At 44.8% G+C, this 22,027-nt stretch carries 24 protein-coding genes; 17 read left to right on the top strand and 7 right to left on the bottom strand.

Going from position 1 to position 22,027, the window contains the following annotated elements:
- Positions 1–7: 7 nt before the first annotated feature.
- From V1L65_RS17090 to V1L65_RS17080, 3 genes are read left to right on the top strand one after another with little or no spacing between them, the layout of a single operon-like run.
- Positions 8–871, top strand: coding sequence for a carbohydrate ABC transporter permease (locus tag V1L65_RS17090; protein WP_331700422.1), 864 nt, complete (start codon positions 8–10; stop codon positions 869–871).
- Positions 872–887: 16 nt separating this feature from the next.
- Positions 888–2,006 (top strand): efflux RND transporter periplasmic adaptor subunit, encoded by a 1,119-nt coding sequence (locus V1L65_RS17085; RefSeq protein ID WP_331700421.1) that lies wholly within the window; start codon positions 888–890, stop codon positions 2,004–2,006.
- Positions 2,007–2,031: 25 nt separating this feature from the next.
- Positions 2,032–3,402 carry an ABC transporter substrate-binding protein gene (locus tag V1L65_RS17080; protein WP_331700420.1) on the top strand — a complete coding sequence of 457 codons (1,371 nt, stop codon included), beginning with the start codon at positions 2,032–2,034 and terminating at the stop codon, positions 3,400–3,402.
- A gap of 54 nt (positions 3,403–3,456) precedes the next feature.
- On the opposite strand, the gene V1L65_RS17075 is transcribed toward V1L65_RS17080, so the two are convergent.
- The 4 genes from V1L65_RS17075 to V1L65_RS17060 form a co-directional block, all read right to left on the bottom strand.
- Positions 3,457–4,383: a serine hydrolase domain-containing protein gene (locus tag V1L65_RS17075; RefSeq protein ID WP_331700419.1), complete on the bottom strand. Its 927-nt coding sequence runs from the start codon at positions 4,381–4,383 to the stop codon at positions 3,457–3,459.
- Positions 4,384–4,560: 177 nt separating this feature from the next.
- Positions 4,561–5,286, bottom strand: coding sequence for a twin-arginine translocase subunit TatC (gene tatC / locus V1L65_RS17070; RefSeq protein WP_331700418.1), 726 nt, complete (start codon positions 5,284–5,286; stop codon positions 4,561–4,563).
- Entirely contained in the window at positions 5,283–5,468 is a 186-nt protein-coding gene (gene tatA, locus V1L65_RS17065; protein ID WP_331700417.1) for a twin-arginine translocase TatA/TatE family subunit, read from the bottom strand. The genes tatC and tatA overlap by 4 nt, the downstream gene beginning before the upstream one ends.
- Positions 5,469–5,483: 15 nt before the next feature.
- Positions 5,484–6,176: a hypothetical protein gene (locus tag V1L65_RS17060; RefSeq protein ID WP_331700416.1), complete on the bottom strand. Its 693-nt coding sequence runs from the start codon at positions 6,174–6,176 to the stop codon at positions 5,484–5,486.
- Between the two features lie 118 nt (positions 6,177–6,294).
- Here V1L65_RS17060 and V1L65_RS17055 point away from each other — a divergent pair, with 118 nt between their 5' ends.
- The 3 genes from V1L65_RS17055 to V1L65_RS17045 are packed head-to-tail and all read left to right on the top strand — an operon-like array spanning position 6,295 to position 9,212.
- Positions 6,295–7,050 (top strand): gluconate 2-dehydrogenase subunit 3 family protein, encoded by a 756-nt coding sequence (locus tag V1L65_RS17055; protein WP_442955704.1) that lies wholly within the window; start codon positions 6,295–6,297, stop codon positions 7,048–7,050.
- A gap of 32 nt (positions 7,051–7,082) precedes the next feature.
- Positions 7,083–8,801 carry a GMC family oxidoreductase gene (locus V1L65_RS17050; RefSeq protein ID WP_331700415.1) on the top strand — a complete coding sequence of 573 codons (1,719 nt, stop codon included), beginning with the start codon at positions 7,083–7,085 and terminating at the stop codon, positions 8,799–8,801.
- A 30-nt stretch (positions 8,802–8,831) separates the two neighbouring features.
- Positions 8,832–9,212, top strand: a complete 381-nt coding sequence (locus V1L65_RS17045; RefSeq protein WP_331700414.1) for a c-type cytochrome — start codon at positions 8,832–8,834, stop codon at positions 9,210–9,212.
- Between the two features lie 58 nt (positions 9,213–9,270).
- On the opposite strand, the gene V1L65_RS17040 is transcribed toward V1L65_RS17045, so the two are convergent.
- Complete coding sequence (locus V1L65_RS17040; protein WP_331700413.1) at positions 9,271–10,401, bottom strand: DUF4261 domain-containing protein; 1,131 nt, start codon at positions 10,399–10,401, stop codon at positions 9,271–9,273.
- A gap of 173 nt (positions 10,402–10,574) precedes the next feature.
- Between V1L65_RS17040 and V1L65_RS17035 the strand changes: the two genes are divergently transcribed.
- Positions 10,575–10,787: a DUF378 domain-containing protein gene (locus V1L65_RS17035; protein ID WP_331700412.1), complete on the top strand. Its 213-nt coding sequence runs from the start codon at positions 10,575–10,577 to the stop codon at positions 10,785–10,787.
- Positions 10,788–10,873: 86 nt separating this feature from the next.
- Here the strand turns inward: V1L65_RS17035 and V1L65_RS17030 are convergent, their stop codons facing one another.
- Complete coding sequence (locus V1L65_RS17030; protein ID WP_331700411.1) at positions 10,874–11,290, bottom strand: CHRD domain-containing protein; 417 nt, start codon at positions 11,288–11,290, stop codon at positions 10,874–10,876.
- Between the two features lie 115 nt (positions 11,291–11,405).
- Here V1L65_RS17030 and V1L65_RS17025 point away from each other — a divergent pair, with 115 nt between their 5' ends.
- Positions 11,406–11,891 (top strand): SRPBCC family protein, encoded by a 486-nt coding sequence (locus V1L65_RS17025; RefSeq protein WP_331700410.1) that lies wholly within the window; start codon positions 11,406–11,408, stop codon positions 11,889–11,891.
- A gap of 432 nt (positions 11,892–12,323) precedes the next feature.
- Positions 12,324–13,103 (top strand): tryptophan-rich sensory protein, encoded by a 780-nt coding sequence (locus V1L65_RS17020; RefSeq protein WP_331700501.1) that lies wholly within the window; start codon positions 12,324–12,326, stop codon positions 13,101–13,103.
- 73 nt (positions 13,104–13,176) lie between these two features.
- Here V1L65_RS17020 and V1L65_RS17015 read toward each other — a convergent pair whose 3' ends face one another.
- Entirely contained in the window at positions 13,177–13,806 is a 630-nt protein-coding gene (locus V1L65_RS17015) for a YfbR-like 5'-deoxynucleotidase (RefSeq protein WP_331700409.1), read from the bottom strand.
- A gap of 235 nt (positions 13,807–14,041) precedes the next feature.
- Here V1L65_RS17015 and V1L65_RS17010 point away from each other — a divergent pair, with 235 nt between their 5' ends.
- From V1L65_RS17010 to V1L65_RS16975, 8 genes are all read left to right on the top strand, one after another.
- Positions 14,042–14,389 carry a rhodanese-like domain-containing protein gene (locus V1L65_RS17010; RefSeq protein ID WP_331700408.1) on the top strand — a complete coding sequence of 116 codons (348 nt, stop codon included), beginning with the start codon at positions 14,042–14,044 and terminating at the stop codon, positions 14,387–14,389.
- Between the two features lie 5 nt (positions 14,390–14,394).
- The gene (locus V1L65_RS17005; protein ID WP_331700407.1) at positions 14,395–14,694 is read left to right on the top strand and encodes a rhodanese-like domain-containing protein; all 300 of its coding nucleotides are present in this window, start codon (positions 14,395–14,397) and stop codon (positions 14,692–14,694) included.
- Positions 14,695–14,794: 100 nt separating this feature from the next.
- Positions 14,795–15,367, top strand: a complete 573-nt coding sequence (locus V1L65_RS17000; protein ID WP_331700406.1) for a sulfurtransferase TusA family protein — start codon at positions 14,795–14,797, stop codon at positions 15,365–15,367.
- 69 nt (positions 15,368–15,436) lie between these two features.
- Positions 15,437–16,564 (top strand): MBL fold metallo-hydrolase, encoded by a 1,128-nt coding sequence (locus V1L65_RS16995; protein ID WP_331700405.1) that lies wholly within the window; start codon positions 15,437–15,439, stop codon positions 16,562–16,564.
- A 248-nt stretch (positions 16,565–16,812) separates the two neighbouring features.
- Positions 16,813–17,829: an ROK family transcriptional regulator gene (locus V1L65_RS16990; protein ID WP_331700404.1), complete on the top strand. Its 1,017-nt coding sequence runs from the start codon at positions 16,813–16,815 to the stop codon at positions 17,827–17,829.
- A gap of 26 nt (positions 17,830–17,855) precedes the next feature.
- Entirely contained in the window at positions 17,856–19,100 is a 1,245-nt protein-coding gene (locus V1L65_RS16985; protein ID WP_331700403.1) for an MFS transporter, read from the top strand.
- Between the two features lie 254 nt (positions 19,101–19,354).
- Positions 19,355–20,971 (top strand): ABC transporter substrate-binding protein, encoded by a 1,617-nt coding sequence (locus V1L65_RS16980; RefSeq protein ID WP_331700402.1) that lies wholly within the window; start codon positions 19,355–19,357, stop codon positions 20,969–20,971.
- Positions 20,972–21,071: 100 nt separating this feature from the next.
- Positions 21,072–22,022: an ABC transporter permease gene (locus tag V1L65_RS16975; RefSeq protein ID WP_331700401.1), complete on the top strand. Its 951-nt coding sequence runs from the start codon at positions 21,072–21,074 to the stop codon at positions 22,020–22,022.
- The last annotated feature ends 5 nt before the right edge of the window (positions 22,023–22,027 follow it).

The following is a 22,027-nucleotide window of genomic DNA, read 5'->3' as shown; positions in this document are numbered from 1 at the left end:
AATCAGAATGCAAGAAAAACATAAAAATATTGTCCCTCTGATGCGCACGCTCCTGTTGGCACTGATTGCTGCGATTATGTTCATGCCGGTCATTTTGACGATCGTGAACTCGCTTATGACAGAACGTGAAATATTGGTCAATTATGGCATGCTCGGCAGCACGGATGTGAGTGATTTTGTTCATTTGAAGTGGATTCCAGATTGGGTTTCCTTCAGTCAATATTACAATGTACTGATTTCAACGCCGCAATTTTTATATATGTTCTGGAATTCAGTCCTGCTGGTCGTGCCGATCATTGCTGGACAGGTAACGGTTGCGGCGCTGGCCGCTTTCGCATTTGGCAAGCTGCGCTTTCCCGGCAGGGAGCCGTTGTTTTTTTTGTACTTGATTACGATGCTCATGCCTTTTCAGGTGACGCTCGTGCCGAACTATATGATGGCAGATCAGCTGGGCCTGCTAGATCATCCTAGCTCCATCGTATTGCCGGGCATTTTTGCCGCCTTCGGCGTGTTTCTGCTTCGGCAGTTTATGCTGCAAATTCCGGGCGGCTATATCGAAGCGTCGAAGATCGATGGAGCCGGGTATTTACGCATTTTCACATCGATTGTGCTGCCTATGGTTAAGCCAGGTGTTGCAGCGCTTGTTGTACTGTTGTTCGCTGATTATTGGAATATGGTTGAGCAGCCGCTTATTTTTTTGCAAAATGCGGAACTGCAGCCACTGTCGGTATTTTTATCCCGGCTGCAAAAAGAAGCGTTTAGCGTCTCCTTTGCTGCCTCTGTTATTTATATGATTCCAATGCTGCTGCTGTTTTTGGCGGCAGAGAAGTATTTCATTGAAGGGATTCAGCTCTCCGGCATTAAAGGATAGCAGATTAGGAGGAAGTATGAAGCTGCAGAGACAACGCGCGGTAAGTATGTTGCTCATTTTATTTTTCGTTCTGCTGGCAGGACTGACGCTATTCAGCAATACTTTTCAGACGGCGATGCTGCCTAAAGTAGCTACAGAAATGCCGCAGAAAAAATCGCTTAGCCATAGTGTCAAAGGGAGCGGCATCATTACGGCTATAGAGAAAAAAGAGATTAGCAGCGAGAATGGCGGAAAAGTTGCGGTTATTCATGTCAAGGAGGAGGAGGCTGTAAAGAAAGGACAGCCACTCATTTCGTTCGATGATGCCGATCTAGAGCCGCTTCGTCAGCAATTGCGTGAAGCAGAAATTCAAATAGAGAAACAGCGATTAACTCGCGAGCTGCTTAAGGAACAGTTTGTCGCTGCCCAGCATGATGGTGATGAGATTGCGATCAGTAAGGCGAAGCGCGATTTACAGCTTGATCAGCTGGATAAGGAGCTGGCTGAGCTAAAAATCGGGAATATGCGCAAACAGCTTGAGCGCAGTCAAAGTGTCACAGCCCCTTTCGACGGGATCATAATAGAGCTCAACCTGGCTGAAGGTGCTTCTGTTTCTGCAGGACAAACAGTTATGAAGCTTGTAAATCCGAAGGCGGGCTTTGAAATGTCATTTGGGCTAGACGGAGCAGCTGCGGAGCTTATGGAGCTGGGGAGTCGGCTTCCAGTCAGCATTAGGACAAAGGAAGGGAAAAGACTGCAAGCAGAGGGAACGATAGAGGAAATCAAATCAGCGGAGTCCGGCAGCGAGAACGCTTCGGAAACTGCTTTGCGCAAGACGATAGTGGTTCATTTTTTTGCGGAGGGCATGCATGAAGGGAATCAGGCTGAAATAGCACAAATGATTCCTGCCCGGGAGCAAGGACTTGTTTTGCGAAAGGAGCTGCTGAAGAAGGATGGAAAAGGCAGTTACGTATTCGTTGTACGAGAAGTGAAAAGCTCACTCGGCAATAAATATTTAGCTGAAAAAGTATATGTAGCGGCTGGGGAGGAAATCGGAGACGAGGTTATTATTTTACGGGGGCTTGCACCAAATGACAATGTCATCTCAGAATCCAGCGAACCGCTGCAGGAACATAATCGCGTCAGACTAATGTAAATATACGAAGGCAGGGATGATTACAATGAAAATTAAAGGGTTGCTCGTTATGCTCATTATGCTAATGGTTACATCGGCATGCTCTGGAAATAATGGAGGCTCACTCCCAGTCGGAGGTGAAAGCGGGGGGACAGATAAGCCGCAAGCGCAAGCTGGCAACAAAAAAACAGTCGTTATTGCCGTTCAGGGCTCCAATCCGTTTTTAGAGGCGGCAGCGGAACAATTCGAACAGGAGCATGACGATATTGATATTGAAATCAAGTCTTATATGGCGATGCCTGAAGCAAGCGGAGGCGGGATGTCAGCCGCTATTTCGCAGGCCGATATCGAGAAATATGTGCAAACCGTCACGACGCAGATTATGGCAGGCAAAGGCTCAGATTTGATATTAATGGAAAATTTGCCGCTAAGTAAGCTGGTGGAGAAAAAAGTGCTAGTCAATTTATATGATTGGATGGAGAAGGATTCGTCGTTTGCGAGGAGCGATTATTATGAAAATGTATTTAAGGCCGCTCAAGACGGAGACGGTCTGTATGCCCTGCCTATTGCAGTAAATATCGACGTTATTCAAGGCCGTGCAGATTTGTTGGAGAAAGCAGGCATCGAAATAGATGAAGGCACCTGGACGTGGGAGCAATTCAAGGCTATTTCTAAAAAAGCCAAAGAGCAGATCGGGCAAGAATATTACGCTTTTATTAACGTATTTCCTCTCAATTTGCTAATAAGTTATATGGAAGACAATTATGCGGAACTGGTTCAGCCAAATGGGAAGGTAAACTTTGATTCCGATCTTTTCCGGGAAATGATGAGACAGATCAAGTCGATGTATGATGAAAATGTGCTGCAGGCTGAATTTACGTATGATTATGATAAGGCGATATTTTCACAAATGACCTTAAGCAGCCCGGAAGAAACGATGCGATTGATGTCTGCCGATAAGTATCAATTTTTTAAAGGTCCGACGTCCAAGGGAGAATCAAGCGGCATCCCATACCGTTCCTGGGTTAATCTCGGCTTGAACAGTAAATCAAAAGTGCAGCAGGAGGCATGGGCATTTTTGAAGTTCCTGCTTTCCGAACAAATTCAGCAATCGCCAGCGCTGAGCGGATTTCCTGTAAATAAGAAGATAGCGGAGAAACGCCTAGACGATGCGGCGGCCAAGCTGGCGAGTGGACAACTCGAGTACGCCTTTGATGCGGTTGAGCCTGCTGCAGCCAAGAAAAAAGCAGAAGAGGTTAAAAAATTGCTGGAACATACCGGCGCAAAACTAAGTCTCGACTTTAAAGTGCAGTCCATTGCAATAGAGGAATTTAATGCATATATGAGCGGTCAAAAATCGGCGGAAGAGGTCAGTAAGCTTATTCAAAACCGGGTGACGACATATTTGAATGAATAACTTTAGCGTATAAAAACAATCCCCGGCCGGAGTTGGCCGGGGTGTTTAATGATGTCAAAGATTTGCAATCAGTAAAGGAGCGATATGCTGGCGGAAATATTCAAGCGGCGATAAGCCTTTCTTTCTCGGCTTGCGTGTCAAGACGATGACTGCTTCTGCAGCAGGAACAATAATAATAAATTGCCCGCCAAACCCTCGCGCATAATAGTAGGAAAGTGCGTTTGCAGGCAAGCAATCCACCCACCAATGCCAGCCATAGCAGCCCTGCTCAGGCGGGGTTACAGCAATAGCTGCCCTTGTGGAGAGATCAACCATAGCCTCAGAAATCAACCGCTCCTTTTTCCACTTGCCTTTATGTAAAAACAGCAATCCAAATTTAAGCATATCGTATGCGCATAGCTGCAAGCCGAAGCCTCCTGTATGAATGCCTTGAGGATCACTTTTCCATTCGTATTGTTGAATATTAAGCGGACTAAATAAATGACGCTCAGCAAATTGTGCAATTGAAGTATTCGCCGCCTGAACCAAAATGGCCGCCAGCAATTGGGATACGCCGGAATTATACACCATTTTAGAACCAGGCGCATCAGACAACGGTTGAGCAAGTGTATACTGCACCCAATCCGGGGTGCGGGTCATTGTGGGGAAAGAATTGGCGCCGCCAAATTCTGTCCAGCTGAATCCTGCAGTTAAAGTCAAAAGCTGCTCCATCGTTATGAACGCTTTGCGCGTGTCTTGGTCATCCAGCAGCTGGGGAAAAAAATGTTGAATCGGGGTGTCCGGGCCAGGAAGCATGCCTTTATCCATCGCGATACATATAAGTGCGGAAAGTATACTTTTCGTACAGGAATTGACGGGCACTAGCCTCGAGGAGGCGCCTTCAATATTTTCATAGTGATATACAATGGTATCGTTTTTGCTAATGATACAGCTGCTTACATCGTAAGGCCCGATGGCATGCGTTAAAGCTAGGGTATCCATTTCTTTCATTCCTTATATCTTATTTAGGTCGCACGAAGCTGCCGAGACTGTTAGTTGATTAATTGGTCCAGCTTAAGTATGTCCATTTGAGGGTAACAAATCACAAGGCGGCTGTCTACTATAGTTGAATGATAATACAAAGAACCGTCAGAAGCTTGAGGCCTCCGACGGCACCATTCATTCCACTGCCGTTTCCAATCTGATTGCGCGCTTCCGATATATAATACGCGATAAGCCGACGCTGATTTCGTACAAAAGCAGAAGCGGGACGACTACCAATATATCTGATACGATATCGGGCGGCGTTATGGAAACCGCTACAATCGTAAGCAGCAAGTAGGCGACTTTACGCATTTTAGACAGACGATGCGGATTCAGTATGCCCAGTGATGTCAAAAACATAATGACAACCGGCATTTCAAATAAAATACCGAAGGGCACCGTCATATGAATCATGAAGCGGAAATACTTTTCAGCGGTATAAGCTGTAACAAAGTTATCCGATAATGAATCCAAAAAACTAAGCACCATCGGATAAATGATAAAGTAGCCGAAAGCAAGTCCGATCAGAAACAGCACTGCGAGCGCCGGAATATATGCAAGGGAGGCGCGGCGCTCTATTTGGCTTAGTCCGGGAACAACAAACCGCCATAATTGATAGCCTGCTACGGGAATAGTCACCGCTATAGCAAATACGCCTGCAATCATGAGATATACCCAGATCACATCGGTAGGGCCAAGCACCTGCAGCTTGCCTGGAACTCCGCGTGTCAGCAGGTCGTACATGGACTCCACATAGACTAATGCGCCGCATAGAGCGACCAGAAAGGTGCCCAATATGACCAGAATCCGCTTGCGCAGTTCAGCAAGATGCTCTGTCAGATGCTGTTCTTGATCAATCATTTCAATTTATCTCCTGTTTCTTTGTCCTCGCTAATTACAAGCTCGCGTGTCGAGTTTTTGAACTCACTAAGCGTCCTGCCGAAAGCGCGGCCAAGCTCAGGAAGCTTAGATGGCCCAAATATGATTAGGGCAATGAGAAGGATTAACACTAGCCCGGTAACTCCAATATTGCCGAATGGCATATGATCAGCTCCTTATTATTTATTGTTTTCGGGCTTCATTTGCAGCAGCTTGGAAATATCCTCAGCTACTGAATGGTCAGAAGCGGAGGCCCTCAGCTTCGAAGTAATTTGTTCTATTAATTTTGGCGCATTCGGATTTGTAATGGATACGATATTAACTTTTCCATCAAACATCGTCTGTACCAGCTTATTGGCCTGCGCCAAATCATCTACATGTGTCTTAGTGTCCCCTACAATACCTTGATCCGGCTCGCCCTTCCCTGATAAGCCTTCCGTTTGACTCAGCACCTTTTGCTGCATGGCATCATATTGGCTTGAAGATGTGCCAGACTCTGAACGAGCCAGAAATATCGTATCGCCAAGCACGAATACTTTGATGTTTTCAATTCCTTTGCTAGAAAGCCTGGATTGGACATGAGCGGTAACGCCGCCTTCGTGCAAGCTGGAGGAACCAATTAAGCTGTAAACTGTCGTCCCCATTCCGCTCGTTGTTTTCCCATATTCATTGGTCGTTTGAGTTTTTGGACCATGATAGCTTGGGATTTCATCCGGATTGTGCAGCTGGGAGGAGTTCATATGCCCATTCGGCAAGCCTTGCATATGCGTTTGATCCTGGGGCGGATTGGCTCTGGCGCAAGCAGTTAGCGCAATCGCTAATACTGCCGTATAAAAAAGCACCTGCCAGTTTTTCCATCGGTAGTTCATCATTTTTGCCTCCTTCATTTGTTGATACCTGTAATATGCCCGAATGGAGATTAATGTATGTTTGAAAATTTGTGTGGAATAATACCCCTATCAACAAGATGCAAGGAAAGGGTGCTGGAATGTGAGCAATCAAAATCAAACTGAAGATAAATCAAAGCAAACCATGTCCCGCAGAAAGTTTTTAACTAACTCTGGCTATGCGGTTGGAGGCGTTGTATTAGGCGGGGTGCTGGGGTCGCTGCTGCCAAGACCAGCTAAACAGGCCGCTCCGCAAACGCCGCAGACGCAGACAAATGCAGGAAAAAGCTATAATGAAGCGCTTATGTTTTTCAACCAAGAGCAGTTTTCCATTACACAGGCGGCGACAGATCGGATTTTTCCAGCTGATGAGCAGGGGCCAGGCGCTAAAGATTTGGGTGTAGCGTTTTATATCGACCATCAGCTCGCTGGAGATTGGGGCTTTAATGCTAGAGACTATATGCAGCCCCCTTTTTTCGTAGGTGAACAAACACAAGGCTATCAAGGACATTTAAAAAGAAGAGAAATATTTTATATTGGCTTGCGCGAAATACAAAATTACAGCCATAACAAATACAATAAAGGCTTTACAAGCCTTACCCCTGAGGAGCAGGACGCTGTACTGGCTGCTTTTGAGAAGGATGAAGTCAATTTGACCACCATATCAGCAAGCGGATTTTTCAAGCTGCTGCGAAGCAGCACGCTTGAAGGGGTATACAGCGATCCCTTATACGGCGGCAATAAAAATATGCAGGGCTGGGTTATGAGAGGTTATCCCGGTGATCAGATGGCATTCACGGACATTATTGAGAAAGAGTATACGGTGCTGCCGCCAAGAAGCTTGAAGGACCATATGTAGCAGCCGGCTAAATTTTCGAGAGGGGCAAGAACATGGCAAAGAAATTACCCAAGGTAGATGTAGTTATAATAGGAGTTGGCTGGGCGGGAGGTATTATAGCTGCTGAGCTTACGAAGAACGGCATGTCTGTCGTAGGTTTGGAAAAAGGAAAGGAAAGACTGACCGAGGATTATTTTATGGCTCACGATGAGCTTCGTTTTGCGCTTCGGTACGATCTGATGCAGGATTTGTCCAAGGAAACGATTACGTTTCGCGGCAATGAAAAAATAAGAGCTTTGCCTATGCGGCAATACGGCTCATTCTTGATTGGCGACGGACTAGGCGGAGCAGGCGTGCATTGGAACGGTCAAACGTATCGTTTTTTGCCGTACGATTTTCAAATTCGCAGTAAAACAGAAGAACGCTATGGCAAAAATAAAATTCCGAAGGAAATGACAATTCAGGACTGGGGCATCACCTATGATGAGCTGGAGCCTTATTTCGATACCTTCGAAAAGATGACGGGAATATCCGGTGAGGAAAACCCGCTTGGTGGCAAACGGGCAAGCGGTTATCCGACACCGCCAATGCTGCAAACGCCGTCTATGAAGCTGTTTTCAGATGCGGCGAAAAAGCTTAATCTTCACCCTTTTTCAGTGCCTTCTGCCAACTTGTCGCAAGCCTATACGAATCCGGACGGCATTGCCCGGGCAGCGTGCCAATATTGCGGCTATTGCGAAAGATTTGGTTGTGAATATGGAGCAAAGGCCGATCCAGTCGTTACGGTTATTCCAGTTGCCAAGCAGACTGGCAAATTTGAAATTCGCACCCACTCGTATGTAAGAAGAATATTACATACGGGCGGCAAAGCTACGGGTGTTTTATATACTGATTTGACGACAGGCGAGGAAATCGAGCAGCCAGCCGACATCGTCGTATCTACTGGATATGTGTTTAATAATACACGCCTATTGCTGCTGTCAAAAATCGGCAAGCCTTACGATTCAGCCTCCGGAACCGGCGTAGTAGGTAAAAACTATGCTTATCAAGTAACGAAAGGTAATGCGATAGGATTTTTTGAAGATCAAAAGTTTAATTTGTATGCGGGAGCTGGCAGTCTAGGCATGTGCCTGGATGATTACAATGGCGATAATTTTGATCACTCGAATGTGAATTTTATTCACGGGGGCAATATCGCGCATACGTTTACCGGTCAAAGGCCGATTCAGAATAATACGGTGCCGGAAGATACTCCAAAGTGGGGAAAGGAATTTAAAGCTAATTCCCTCAAATATGCAAACAGCATATTGGCAGTCGGCTCTCAAGGGGCTTCCATGCCATTCAAGCACCATTATTTGGACTTGGACCCGACGTATAAGGATGCATTCGGAGATCCGTTAATTCGTATTACGTTTGATTTCGAAGACCAGGATCGAGAGCTGGCGAGGTATATTTCAGACCGATGTGCGGAAATTATAACGGAGATGGGTGCAGATCGCGTCCAATCTCTTAAGGAAAGGCTTGGACCTTACGAAATTACTACCTATCAGTCCACACATAATACCGGAGGCGTTATTATGGGAGCTGATCCAGGCACTTCAGTAGTCAATAATTATTTGCAAGTGTGGGATATGGAAAATCTTTTCGTAATCGGAGCATCCGCATTCCCTCATAACAGCGGCTATAATCCGACTGGCACAGTAGGCGCATTAGCGTACCGGGCAGCCGAAGGAATTGTTGCCTACAAAAAAAAGGGCGGCATGCTAGTGTAGCCGTTTCATCATTCAAAGGAGGTTACTAAAATGTTAAAAAAAGTATGGTTAGTGACAGCATTAATCGCGTTGGTATGTTCTATCGCAGCTTGCGGCGGCGGGGGTGGTAATGGGCCATCGCCAACGGTGAGTCCAGTTTATACACCTACAGCCGGTGCAGAGCAGACGCCTCCTGCGGGACAGGATACAGAAGCAATGGCTATTTATAAGGGGAACTGCATGGCCTGTCATGCAACTGACCTGAAAGGCAGCGGAAACTTTCCGAGTCTGCAAGAGGTAGGTTCGAAATATTCCGAGAGTGAAATTTCAAACATTATTCATAATGGCCAAAACGGTATGCCTGCTTTTAAAGGCAGATTGACTGAACAAGAAATAACAACATTATCGAAGTGGCTGTCTGAAAAGAAATAACAAGCATAAAAGGAAGAAGCTTCTCCCCTAAAAATAACGGGTTGAGGCTTCTTGTTGTTTAAAATTGAATTTTGAGACTTGCGCCGTCGACATAGACACCTTCTGACCGGCTAATCGGCAGCTTCTGCTCAGCTGAAAAACCGATCGTTTCTCCATCCCTCAAGGTGACGTTCTGCTGAATAATATAGTCGGAAATATCAATTAAAAAATCGCGTAAATCAGCTGGAGACGCTTGACTGCCGATTATTTCAATCTCATCCTTGCCAAATGACATAAGCCCGTGCGTGTACGCGTTCATTCCTGCTTCCGTTCCCACTAAACCAAAGTGAATGAGGTTCAATAATGGGAGGGATGGATCAGATTTCATGATTTCCGCCATATCTATAAACATCTGCGGGTGAAAGACGGTGCCGGATGTATAGATTCCTATAGCGTTAGGAAGTTTCAAGCAGCTGGCAGCCAGCTTAGTGTAGAGCTTACCGCTTTCAACCGGCGAGCCGGATCGTGTAAATACTGCTAATATTATTTGGGCTACATGTGTGCTGGTAACCTCTGCGGCTTCCTGCCACAAATAGTTCCCTTGTGCGTAATGCTCAGCTTCGCCGTCAGGGATTGGCGCATCAATAAAGCTTGCTGCCAAAGTGAAGCCATCTGCTTCAAACACAAGCGTTCCTTCTTTTATTTCTGCCTCATGCTCATCAGCTGCTTCAGGCGTAACAGCAATATTCCAGTCGTTCAAAAGATGCGCCTTTACCGCGTTAAGGTCGCATTCAGCGGAGTTCAGCAGAACGAATCCATTAAAAATACCGGATGAGTCGTCTTCGGCTTCCGCTTGTGCTTGAACATTTCCTTTTGATGCTTCAATTGCTGCTGCCTGATTCATCCAATACTCGCGAATCATTTCAACCATAGCTGCAGCTTCCTGCTTGGCAGTGGAAGGATCGTAAGGCTGCATATCGCTAAACACATGGCCGCAGTGTGTTGTATCGGTTTGGTTTTCATAGCCGCCACAAACGCCGAGAAGCCACTTTCCTAATAAGGATTTTTTATATTTGAATATGTAGTATTGCATGCCATGCAGCTCAAAATCACCTGCAGCTTCAATTTTGCTCGGCTTTTTGCCAAGCTCATGCTCATCTGCCAACCAATCAATCATCGATTGCATGGCCGCTTGTTGTTGGGTTGTCATTTTTTCCTCTCCTTGATTAAAAAATATAATGCCTATAATTGTATATACTACAAGGTGATTAGAGGCATAGCAACCAAATGTTACCTGCCTGTTCCGTAATTTGTTGCAGGTATAGTAATGAAAAGGCTTGGGAATTTTAAAGTTAAGAAATGATTTTAGAGGAGCTGACTTAAATGAAGACGTTAAATACAATTGCGCTTACGATATTGATTATTGGAGGACTTAATTGGCTGTTGGTCGGGTTGTTTCAGTATGATTTAGTGGCCGGGCTATTTGGGGGACAAGATTCTGCTCTGTCACGCATCATTTATGTCCTTGTCGGCATAAGCGCGTTATATGCAATCAAGTTCTACAGTGATGTTAACGAAAGAGAGCATGCCAGGTAAAGGCACGAATTGTCTTGCCGTCTGTTATTGCCGGCAAACTTTGAAAAAGCTGCGCGCTTGCTTCATAAGAAGCAAGCGCGTTTTAATTAACAATCTCTAATGCGAAATACTTGGCCGCGAATTTGTCCGTCAGGATGTTGAATGGTGTGCACATTTACATAAGCATTGCCTTGTCTAAATTCACGAATCAGGTTTCTGAGGCTAAGTCCTCTTAATGGACCTACCAAATCATTTCTAGATATGGTGCCTCGAATAACGCCGAGTCTGAAGGAAACTCCAGATCGGTTTGGGCCGAATAGAAAGGCGACGACAGGTCCGTTAACACCTCTCCTGCCCAGATGGATATGGGCCTGTGTTACCCGATTAATATTTCTGACTACAAGAACAAATCGGAGCTGATTGCCGGACTCACTGAGACGGAAAGTTACATGGCCCGTTGAAATGGTACGTACAGGCGGAACTTCGTTTCTTCCTCGCAAAATAGCAGCAAAGCGTCTACTCATAAAATCACTCCCCTACTCTTTTAAAATAGCTTATTCTATTTAATAGAATTGGTTCTTTTAATAGCCTATTTGCTAGAAAAATAATTAATGAGTCGCGAAAGGTGGACAATTTACCATGATAGCAGCAATTCGTAAATCCGAAGGGACATACATTGCCGAATTTGAACGCAGCTTGAAGCACCCTGCAGCAAAAGTATGGTCTTTTCTCACAGAAAATGAAAAATTGAAATTGTGGTTCTCAGAGTTAAGCATCGATAATCTTGTTGCAGGCGGAATAATTAAATTCGATATGGGCGATGGCAGTTTTGAGGAAATGACAATCTTAGAGGTTCATCCTAACAGCGTCTTGGAATACACTTGGGATAAAGATGTTGTGCGCTTTGAGCTGGCTACTGTTGATGGCGGCTGCAAGCTGACTTTGATTGAAAAGATAACAAGCTTAAATGACCATACGCCAAGAGACCTGGCAGGCTGGCATGTGTGCCTGGATGTCATTACTGCATTGCTGGATGATGCCAGGCTCGAAAACCGCAGCGAGAAGTGGAAAATATGGTATGAACGTTATCGTGAAGCGGTAGATGCGCAAGCCTGGATCGATTGAGATTTGGGCTTTTTTTTTGTGGGGACGGCTCTAACGAATAGACAGCTTCGCCAACTGGTCAGTCGTTCCGTTATTACGACCCAAATCGTAGTTTTAAGGTGGCAAAGTGACAGACGTTCCGTTATTGATCCATAAATCATAGAAAAAGCATCATTTGGAGCTGTATAGCGGAATGTGTGACCGCGAAATTCAAAAAATAACGGTTTTTAGGCAAATAACGGAACGTGTGACCAGGTCAATTCATTTCGGGCAACCATTCGCAAGCAAGAAAAGGAGAAGAGAGCAGATTTGGGATTGGAGAAGCGGGAACGTCGGCTTTGTAGAACAATTTTTCGCAGCCAGGTTAATCAAAGTTAACCTTTTGGGGTATTAACTAAGTAGAAGCATCATTTTAGCTGCCGTAAATATAGGAGGAGGTTGACGAGGGTGAAGATGAGGATAAGGATAATCGTGTTCCGCTGGCTTAACATGATCAGCTTCCTGGCTATGATTGCGGTCAATATAGCAGCGGAAAGAAGGCTGTTAGGAGGCAAAACGACCGGAGAAATTTCAGCTCAATATCCTGTTCTTATTACTCCAGCAGGCTATGCCTTTCTAATTTGGACAGTCATTTATATACTGCTGCTGCTGTATGTTGTTTATGGCTTTACTAAGGCAGGGCAAGAAAGCAAAGTCAATCAAGCGATATGTCATCTCTTCTTTATATCTTGTTTATTGAATATCGGCTGGCTGGTTGCTTGGCATTATGAAAGACTGGTGAGCAGCGTATTTCTAATGCTGGTTTTGTTATTCACGTTAATTACAATCCATATTCGCACCAAGGATACTATGAGGGAGCCTGCTGCACCTTCTGACAAATGGCTCGTTCGCTTGCCATTCCGAATTTATTTGGGCTGGATAAGCGTAGCGGTTATTGTAAATATTGCAGTTGCCTTATATGCAAGCAATTGGGACAGATTTGGGTTGTCCGAGACGGCTTGGGCTATTATTATGCTGAGCGTTGCAGTGCTGCTTGCGATAATTGTGGTGGTAAAAGAACGAAATATTGTTTTTGCAGCGGTATTTATATGGGCGATTTGTGCGATTGGCGTTAAGCAGCTGGCATACCCGGCTGTTGCCTATACAAGCTTTGCATATGCGCTGGCGCTAATTGTGGCGTTATGCTGGATAGTCGCAAGAAAAAAACAAGAACAGGCTGTTATTTCGAGGTAAGATGCACGCTAGCAGCACAGCGGGATGTATAACGGGGAGCACAGCAAGGAGGAGTGATGGGCAGAGCTTGTTATTATGAAGCAAGAGCTTCGTTTGTTATTTTCGCGATATCGATAGGGGAACGAGTTCCTTCCTGGACCATGTCAGGCAAAATATGATGGAGGAAATAGTCAACGCAGTGCAGCTTGATGCCTTTTATTTTAATGAGGGCATGACGGTACATCGTTATAAATTCTTTTTCTGTATTTCCTCGCTGCAGCTCTGAAAAGGCTTCGTATATTTGATCGAGCTTGTCAGACACCTCTAATATTTGCCCTTCTACAGAATCATCTTTTCCTTCACGCAGCTGGCGGCGGAAGATCGCTTTAAACTGCTCGGGAATATGCTCCTCAATGAAATGAGCGACCATGCCTTCCTCAACCTGCTGCAGCATGGCACGAAGCTCCAGCGAATAGTGCTTGACGGGGGTTTTTATATCGCCTATAAAAATTTCACCGTAGTCATGACTGCTTGTAATCTCATATAGCTTTTTCCAGTCAATAGAGACACCATTGCTTTCTTCAATATCTGCTAAAGTTTTAGCATATTGAACGACCTTCCAAGAATGTGCGGAGACGCTATGCTCCTGAAATTTAAACTTGCCTGGACAGCGAATGATGCGCTCCAGATCGGTTAGTGATTGAAAATACGTATGAATACCCATCGCTTAAATTCCTTTCTTATCGTTTTAAATGTAGTTTACGCTTTATTTGTTAAGGGAAAATTAACTGTAGTTCAAAATTGAATCAGCGATTGTTGGTTATCGTTATTTTGGCAATATTATTGTAAAAGAAGCTGTTGACTTTCACATACCCTATGGGGTATATTTATAGACGTAGAAAGCAAGCAATTGTTGCATAAGGGAATAAGTTTGCTTCATTTTATACGGGGAGGCTGCTATGGAATATATTATTATTGCTGCACTTGTTATTTTATTTTTTGTATGGCGTTTAAAGCCGGCAAAAGGAGTTGCCACTATTTCAACTGAGCAGCTTAAGCAACAATTGTCTCAGAAGGATAAGATGTTTATTGATGTGAGGACGCCAAGCGAATATAAAAGGCAGCATATTGCACAGTTTGCAAATATTCCGCTAGGTTCGGACTTGTCCAATTTGCCAAAGGATAAAGAAATTGTAGTGATATGTCAAAGCGGCATGCGCAGCAGCCAGGCCTGCAAGCAATTGAAAAAATTAGGCTATGCCAAGGTGACGAATGTTCGCGGCGGCATGAGCGCTTGGAGAGGATGATATTGGTGAAAGAAATTTCTGCAGCAGAAGTTGAGCAGCGTTTGGAGAAAGGGGAGCAGCTTCGCCTTATCGATGTCAGAGAAACAAGTGAGGTTGCTGAAGGCCATATACCGGACGCAATAAATATTCCGCTTGGCCTATTAGAGTTTCGCATACATGAGCTGGATAAAAATACACCTTATATTATAGTTTGCCGTTCCGGCGGAAGAAGCGGCAAGGCGACTGAATATTTAACTTCATTTGGTTACGATGCCGTTAATATGATTGGCGGAATGCTGGAGTGGCAAGGTAAGATAAAGGTTTAATTTACATTATTAAGTGTTAGTTATATTAATGAAGGCGGGCGCTTTTTTTTACTATTTCGCATACCCCTGAGGGTATTTTGGATTTGAGGAGGAATAATAGATGTTAAAAGCAGATTATCAAGTAGACGCCAAAGGTATGGCCTGTCCGATGCCTATTGTAAAAACAAAAAAAGCAATGGGCAGCTTGGAGGAAGGTCAAGTATTGGAAGTGCAAGCGACAGATAAAGGCTCCAAAGCTGATTTGGCTGCTTGGGCGGCTTCAGTCGGCTATCAATATATCGGCACTTTTGAAAAAGGCGAAGTACTGCTGCACTATATTCGCAAATGCTCGAGCGATAACGTTTTTGAAGCTGCGCATGAGCAAACGGCAAGCAATGAGGAAGCGGCAACAGCCGCCAAGCAAGGCGGTTTGCTTATAGATGTCCGTGAAGCTGCAGAATACGCTTTTGGACATATCGAGGGCGCTATTTCAATACCGCTGGGCGAGTTAGATGAGCGAATGAATGAGCTGGATAGAGAAAAGAATATCTATTTGATTTGCCGCACAGGCAAACGCAGCGATCTTGCTGCACAAAAAGTAGCCAAAGCAGGCTATTCAAATGTTTATAACGTATTGCCTGGAATGACGGGCTGGAATGGCCAACTTAACCAAATCGTTAAGGCGGAAAGATAAATTACGTCTAATAAAGCAGCAATTATATTGTACTAAAAACAGACAGCATGATAAGGGAGGGAGTTGCAGATGTCTATCAAGAAATGGACAGCAGCAGATGTTGCTCAAAGAGTCATTCATAATGAGCCGCTTTTTATAGTTGATGTGAGAAACCCGGATGCTTTTGCAGACTGGAAAATAGAAGGCCGCCAATTTCAATATTTGAACGTCCCCTATTTTGATCTGCTTGATGGGGTGGAGGGAATATTGCCCCAAATTCCTGCAAAAGGCGAAGTACTAATCGTTTGCGCAAAGGAAGGCTCATCTGTCATGGTTGCTGAAATGCTTAGTGAAGCAGGCCGCACTGTCGCTTATTTGGAAGGCGGCATGAAGGCTTGGAGCATGTATTTGGAGCCGATCAAGGTTGCCGATCTGACTGGCGGCGGAGAACTTTACCAATTTGTGCGCTTAGGCAAAGGCTGCCTGTCTTATATGATTGTATCCAGCGGCGAGGCTGCTGTTATTGATGCGGTGCGATTTACTGATGTGTTTACACATTTTGCACAATCAAAAGGCGCTGTAATTACCCATGTATTTGATACGCATCTTCATGCGGATCATATATCCGGAGGCCGCCTTATCGCAGAACAGACAGGGGCAAGCTACTATTTGCCGCCGAAAGATGCTTCAGAGGTTTTGTTCGATTTCACACCGCTGACAGATCGTTTATCGGTTAACATAGGTGAGTCCAGCATACAGGTTGGGGCACTCTATTCACCGGGGCATACGGTTGGCTCCACTTCTTTTGTAGTGGATAACCGTTATTTGCTGACAGGAGATATACTATTTATTGATTCCATCGGAAGACCGGATTTGGCGGGGCTTGCAGAGGATTGGGTAAGTGATTTGCGAGAAACGCTGTATAGCCGTTACCGTGAGCTGGCAGAGGATCTGATTGTCCTGCCTGCACATTTTATGATTATCGATGAAATGAATGAGGATGGGACGATTGCAAGGCGGCTAGGTGATTTATTTGCACAAAATCACGGCTTGAATATTGCCGACGAAGCGGAATTTCGCCGTACCGTTACCGATCATTTGCCGCCGCAGCCCAATGCGTATCAGCAAATTAGACAAGTTAACATGGGCAAAATTATGCCTGATGATGAAGAGCAGACGGAGATGGAGATTGGTCCGAATCGCTGCGCTGTAAGATGATAAAAGCATAAGTAAATGACTTCATAACGCAGCAGAGCTGTCCTTTAGCGATCCATTGTGATTGCCGGGGCAGCTTTTTTTGTTTATATAGGACAAATAAGGCTTTTGATAATCGTTAGCGCTCCTAGATCGGCACCAGGATGAGGCAAAGCAAAACTTTTTCTTGTTAGTTTTCTCAATTCCTGTTATGCTCATATCGACTTATTAAACGTCTTTAAAAAGTATTGGCATACCTAGGTGGGAATGATATGAGAGATGTACGAATGAGTGCGCAGGAAACGAAAGCAAGCATTATGCGAAGTATGCGCAAGCTTTTACTTGGGCAGGGAAGTGGAACGAAGGCTGAGCTTAGTGAGAAACTGCAGATCAGCTTTCCTACGATAAGCAAATTTTTAACGCTCATGGAGCGTTCAGGTGAGGTTTCCCTGGCTGGGCTGGATGAATCGAGCGGCGGCAGAAGAGCAAAGAGATATGTTTATAATGCGAATTATAGGCTGGGACTCGCTATATTTTTGGAGAAGCATGAAACGCACTATACGATCTTTAACGGCTTTGGAGACCAAATGGGGCAGGGAAGGACAAATAGTGTTTTGCAGGAAGAGGCATCAAGCCTTGTTAATCTAATCCGAGATATAATGGACAGCTACCCCAGTATTCAATCAGTTGCAATTGGGGTTCCCGGAGCAGTTAATGAAGGGAAAATTTTCTATATGCCAGCCTATGAGCAGTACGATAATCTTCATTTGAAGCAATATATTGAAGAGCAGATCGGCGTGCCTGCCGTCGTCGAGAACGATATGAATGCAGCTGTGCTCGGCTATATAGCGCGAAGGAAGCTGCAGGAGATGGCTTCCATTATTTATTTATATTTAGGGCAAAATGGTCCTGGAGCCGGTGTTGCCGTAAACGGTCAAATTGTGCGCGGCAAATCCTTTTTCTCAGGCGAGGTTTCTTTTATACCGCAGTACGATTATAAAAATTTTTTGCAAGCTTTAAACGATGAGCGTGATGCAGATGCAGCAGTTAAACACATAGATCCGATTAGCCGATTAGTCGCTGCGATAACGGCGATTTTGAATCCGGACTATTTTGTATTTTGCGAGGAAGAAGTAAATTCTCATCTCATAAGTGAAATTATTGCGCACAGCGCTGCATATGTTCCAAAAGAGCATCTTCCGGAACTTTCGGCAAGCGATTGGAAGTCGGATTACTTGTATGGCCTTCAAAGTCTTGGCCTTAATGCCCTGCTTATCCAAACGAACTAAATTTGCATTAAGGAGTGCATCTGCTAATGGCAACGTTTTTTCTAATTATTATTTACTTGGCATTTATTAGTCTCGGATTGCCGGATTCCTTATTGGGAGCAGCATGGCCGGTCATGAGCAAGGATATGGATGCTTCATTAAGCACAGCTGGAGCCATATCGATGGTTGTTGCAGGCAGCACGATTATTTCCAGCCTGATGAGCGGCTACGTGCTTAAACGCTTCGGTATTGGCAAGGTTACGCTTATCAGCTGTTTAATGACAGCAGCGGCATTGCTCGGCTTTGCCTGGTCGCCTTCACTGATCTGGTTGATTCTTTTTGCAATACCGCTTGGGCTGGGCGGCGGCTCGGTGGATGCCGGCTTAAACAGTTATGTTGCTGCTCATTACAAAGCTCATCATATGAGCTGGCTGCATTGCTTCTGGGGGGTTGGCGCGACACTTGGCCCTATTATTATGGCATCTTATATATCCGGCCAAAACTTGTGGAGGCAAGGCTATTTGACGGTTGCGGCTATTCAGTTCGGATTAGTGATCATTTTACTAGTATCGCTGCCATTATGGGATAAGGTTGCAAAGTTGAGCGGCGCAGCAGCTGAACAAGATAACGCTGTAAAGCGGGCATCAGACCGTTCTGCAGTATCTTCTGCGGATCAGGAAGAGGAGCAGCAATTAAAAAATATGAAGCCCTGGAATGTTAAGGGCGTTAAGCTGGCGATGCTGACCTTTTTATTTTATTGCGGGATTGAAGCGAGCGTTGGTTTGTGGGGCAGCAGTTTTCTAGTGAATGTGAAGGAGCTGGACGCTGCTGCAGCTGCGCAGTGGGTGTCTGTGTTTTATATAGGCATTACAGCAGGAAGAATGATTACAGGGTTTATTACGTTCAAAATGAGTAATCGAAAGCTTATCCGATACGGTCAGCTTATTGCACTGCTTGGCACGGTACTGCTCGTATTGCCTTTGCCATCGATTGTTTCACTTATTGGCTTTATTGTGATCGGATTAGGGCTTGCGCCTATATTTCCTTGTATGCTGCATGAAACGCCAGCCCGCTTTGGCAAGACGCATGCACAATCGATTATGGGCTATCAAATGGCAACTGCTTATACGGGAAGCACGCTAATTCCGCCATTTCTTGGTGTCGTGGCGTCTTATTTTACAATTGGCATCTTTCCTGTCTTTGTCGTTATATTTGCAATAGTAATGCTTTTATGTACGGAAAGATTAAATCGATATCTTAAAAAGAAACGCGGCCGTCTCATTGACGCGTAAAAGCAATCCAATCGTTCGGTAATAGTTATAAAAGTACAAAAAGATCCTTTTTTCATAAAAGAAGAGGGTCTTTTTTTCTTTTTTAAACAAATAGGAAGAAGTCTCGTTCGCCCTTTAATTACGGGGGTAAAGCATAATAAAAGTGATTGACAAACTCTAATACGTGCAGTAGTATTGGAATATCATATTAATACTACTTATTTAGTAGGAATTATCGGAATTGATTTCTCGTCATACTAAGGGGGCACAATACAATGAAGTCAAAAAAATGGGGTTTATTAGTTGCAATATTATTACTGATGGTAACGGCTGCCTGCGGCAGCGGTGGAAATAAACAAACGCCGGGAAACAGCAGTCCGAGTCCGGCAGTAAATGAAGGCAGCAAGGACGATGCCAATAAAGATGAGTCCAAGGAATATAAAGATGAACTAAATATCGCGCTGACAGCACAGCCGCCTACTTTGGATACAGCTATGACGGTGTCCGCAGTAGCGCTTGATACAGCAGGCAATATATTTGAGCAGTTATATACGCTGAATGCGAATTATGAGCCGGTGCCTGCTCTTGCGGAATCAGTAGAGCGCAGCGAAGACGGGTTATCATATACATTCAAGCTGAGACAAGGGGTTAAGTTTCACAACGGCAAGGAATTAACATCCGAGGATGTAGTAGCATCCATGAACAGATGGCTGGTCACTTCTTCCCGCGCTAAGGTGCTATTGCAGAATGCCAAGTTCGAAGCCGTTGATACTTACACAGTTAAGCTGACAGTAGAAAAGGCTACATCTGATGTATTAATACTTATTTCAGCACAAGCACAATTCCCGGCTATTATGCCTAAGGAAATTATAGAATCAGCGCCTGCAGAAGGCATCAAGGAGTATATTGGTACTGGCCCTTATAAATTTGTGGAGTGGAAGCAGGATCAGTACATTCATTTGGAGCGTTATGACGAGTACCAGTCTGTAGATAGAGATCCAAGCGGGTTTGATGGAAGAAAAGAAGCGCCTACGAAAAATTTGTACTTCCATTTTGTAACTGACCATGCTACGAGAATTGCTGGTGTGAAAACAGGCAAATATGATGTTGCGGACAGCATTCCAATTGAAAATTATGATGAACTCGCCGCTGTTAATAATGTAGAGCTTCAATCCTTCCCAGGCGGTGCATTGACAGCATTCTTTAACACAACTGAAGGTGTTCTTTCCGATGTGAAGCTGCGTCAAGCTGTGCTTGCTGCTCTCAACAATGAAGAAATTATGCTCGCAAGCTTTGCCAAACCGGAGCTGTATTCTTTATCGCCAAGCTACTTGAGCACGAATCAAACGCAATGGACGAATGAAGCTGGTGCAGAGTACTATAACCAGTCCAATCCGGAGAAGGCGAAGCAGCTTCTTGCAGAAGCAGGCTACAACGGAGAAGAAATTACTTTGCTGACTACCAAGGATTATAACGAGATGTATACGGGAACTTTGGTTATCCAGGAGCAGCTGCGCCAGATTGGCATGAATGTGAAGGTCATTAACTTTGATTTCCCAACCTTCCTGGAAACAAAAAATGATCGCAGCAAGTGGGATATTTTCCTTGCGAGCACAGGCTATCAAATTACGCCGCCTCAGCTTCTGGCAGTAAACCCTGATTGGGCAGGTCTTAATAATGAGACAGTGGCAAATGCGCTAGTAGCTATCCGCAGTGCAGCAACGCCGGAAGCAGCCAAGCAGGAGTGGGAAAAGCTGCAAGGCTTCATGTATGAGTTTGCTTCATCGACAGTACTTGGACATTATAACGGTGTCGTAGCGATCAATAAAAATCTAGAAGGCTTTGAGCTATATGAAGCGCCGGTTGTCTGGAACGCGAAAATAGCGAAATAATGGACGGGAAGGTGTAACAGATTACTTAGGTAAGCTGTCTAACACCTTCCTTTTCGAGATTATAATGGCTTAAATATTAGTTGAACGAGGAGCGATTCAAGTGCTCGCTTACATTATAAAAAGATTATTTTCATTAATTCCAGTTCTGCTGGTTGTTTCAATCGCTATCTTTTTGCTGATTCATATAACCCCCGGCAAGCCAGCTGCTGTAATGCTCGGAATGGAAGCATCCGAGCAGGAGATCGATGCGCTCAATGAGGAACTGGGGTTCAATCTTCCGCTTTATGAGCAGTATACCAATTGGGTCGGGAAGCTGTTTAAGGGCGATTTGGGCGATTCTATCTTTATGCATCAGCCGGTAAGCGAAGCGATCATGGAGCATATCGGGCCTACGCTGTCGCTAGCTATACTGGCACAAATCATCGCATTAATAATAGCGATTCCTTTTGGGATAATAGCGGCATATAAACGAGGAACGATAACCGACTACTCGCTTATGGGCGTTTCTTTGCTCGGTATGGCGATCCCAAGCTTTTTGCTAGGATTGTTTTTAATGCTGGTGATTGGAGTTAAGCTCCAGTGGCTGCCTGTGGCAGGCTATGAACCGCTGTCCAACGGCCTATGGACGCATTTGCAATATTTAATATTGCCGGGTATTTCATTAGGCACGATACAAGCTGCGCTTATTACGCGCATGACACGCTCCTCTATGCTCGAGGTGCTCAATTTGAATTTTATTAAAACGGCGCGCTCCAAAGGGCTGAACGAGTGGAAGGTGCTGCTCAAGCATGCGTTTCGCAATGCTTTTTTGCCTATATTGACTGTCATTGGCCAAACCTTCGGCACTTTAGTTACGGGAGCGGTAGTGGTGGAATCTATATTCAATATACCTGGCTTGGGACAGCTCATATTGAATTCAATAGCAAGAAGAGATTTTGCTGTCATCCAAGGTGTCGTGCTTAGTGTGACAGTCATGTATGTCACGATAAACCTGTTGGTAGATTTGCTATATGGCGCAGTGGATCCGCGCGTTCGATTGGATCGCAAATAGAAAGA

It is taken from the genome of Paenibacillus sp. IITD108 (assembly GCF_036541265.1).
Taxonomy (GTDB): Bacteria; Bacillota; Bacilli; order Paenibacillales; family Paenibacillaceae; genus Pristimantibacillus.
This window is presented reverse-complemented; position numbering and strand designations above follow the sequence as displayed.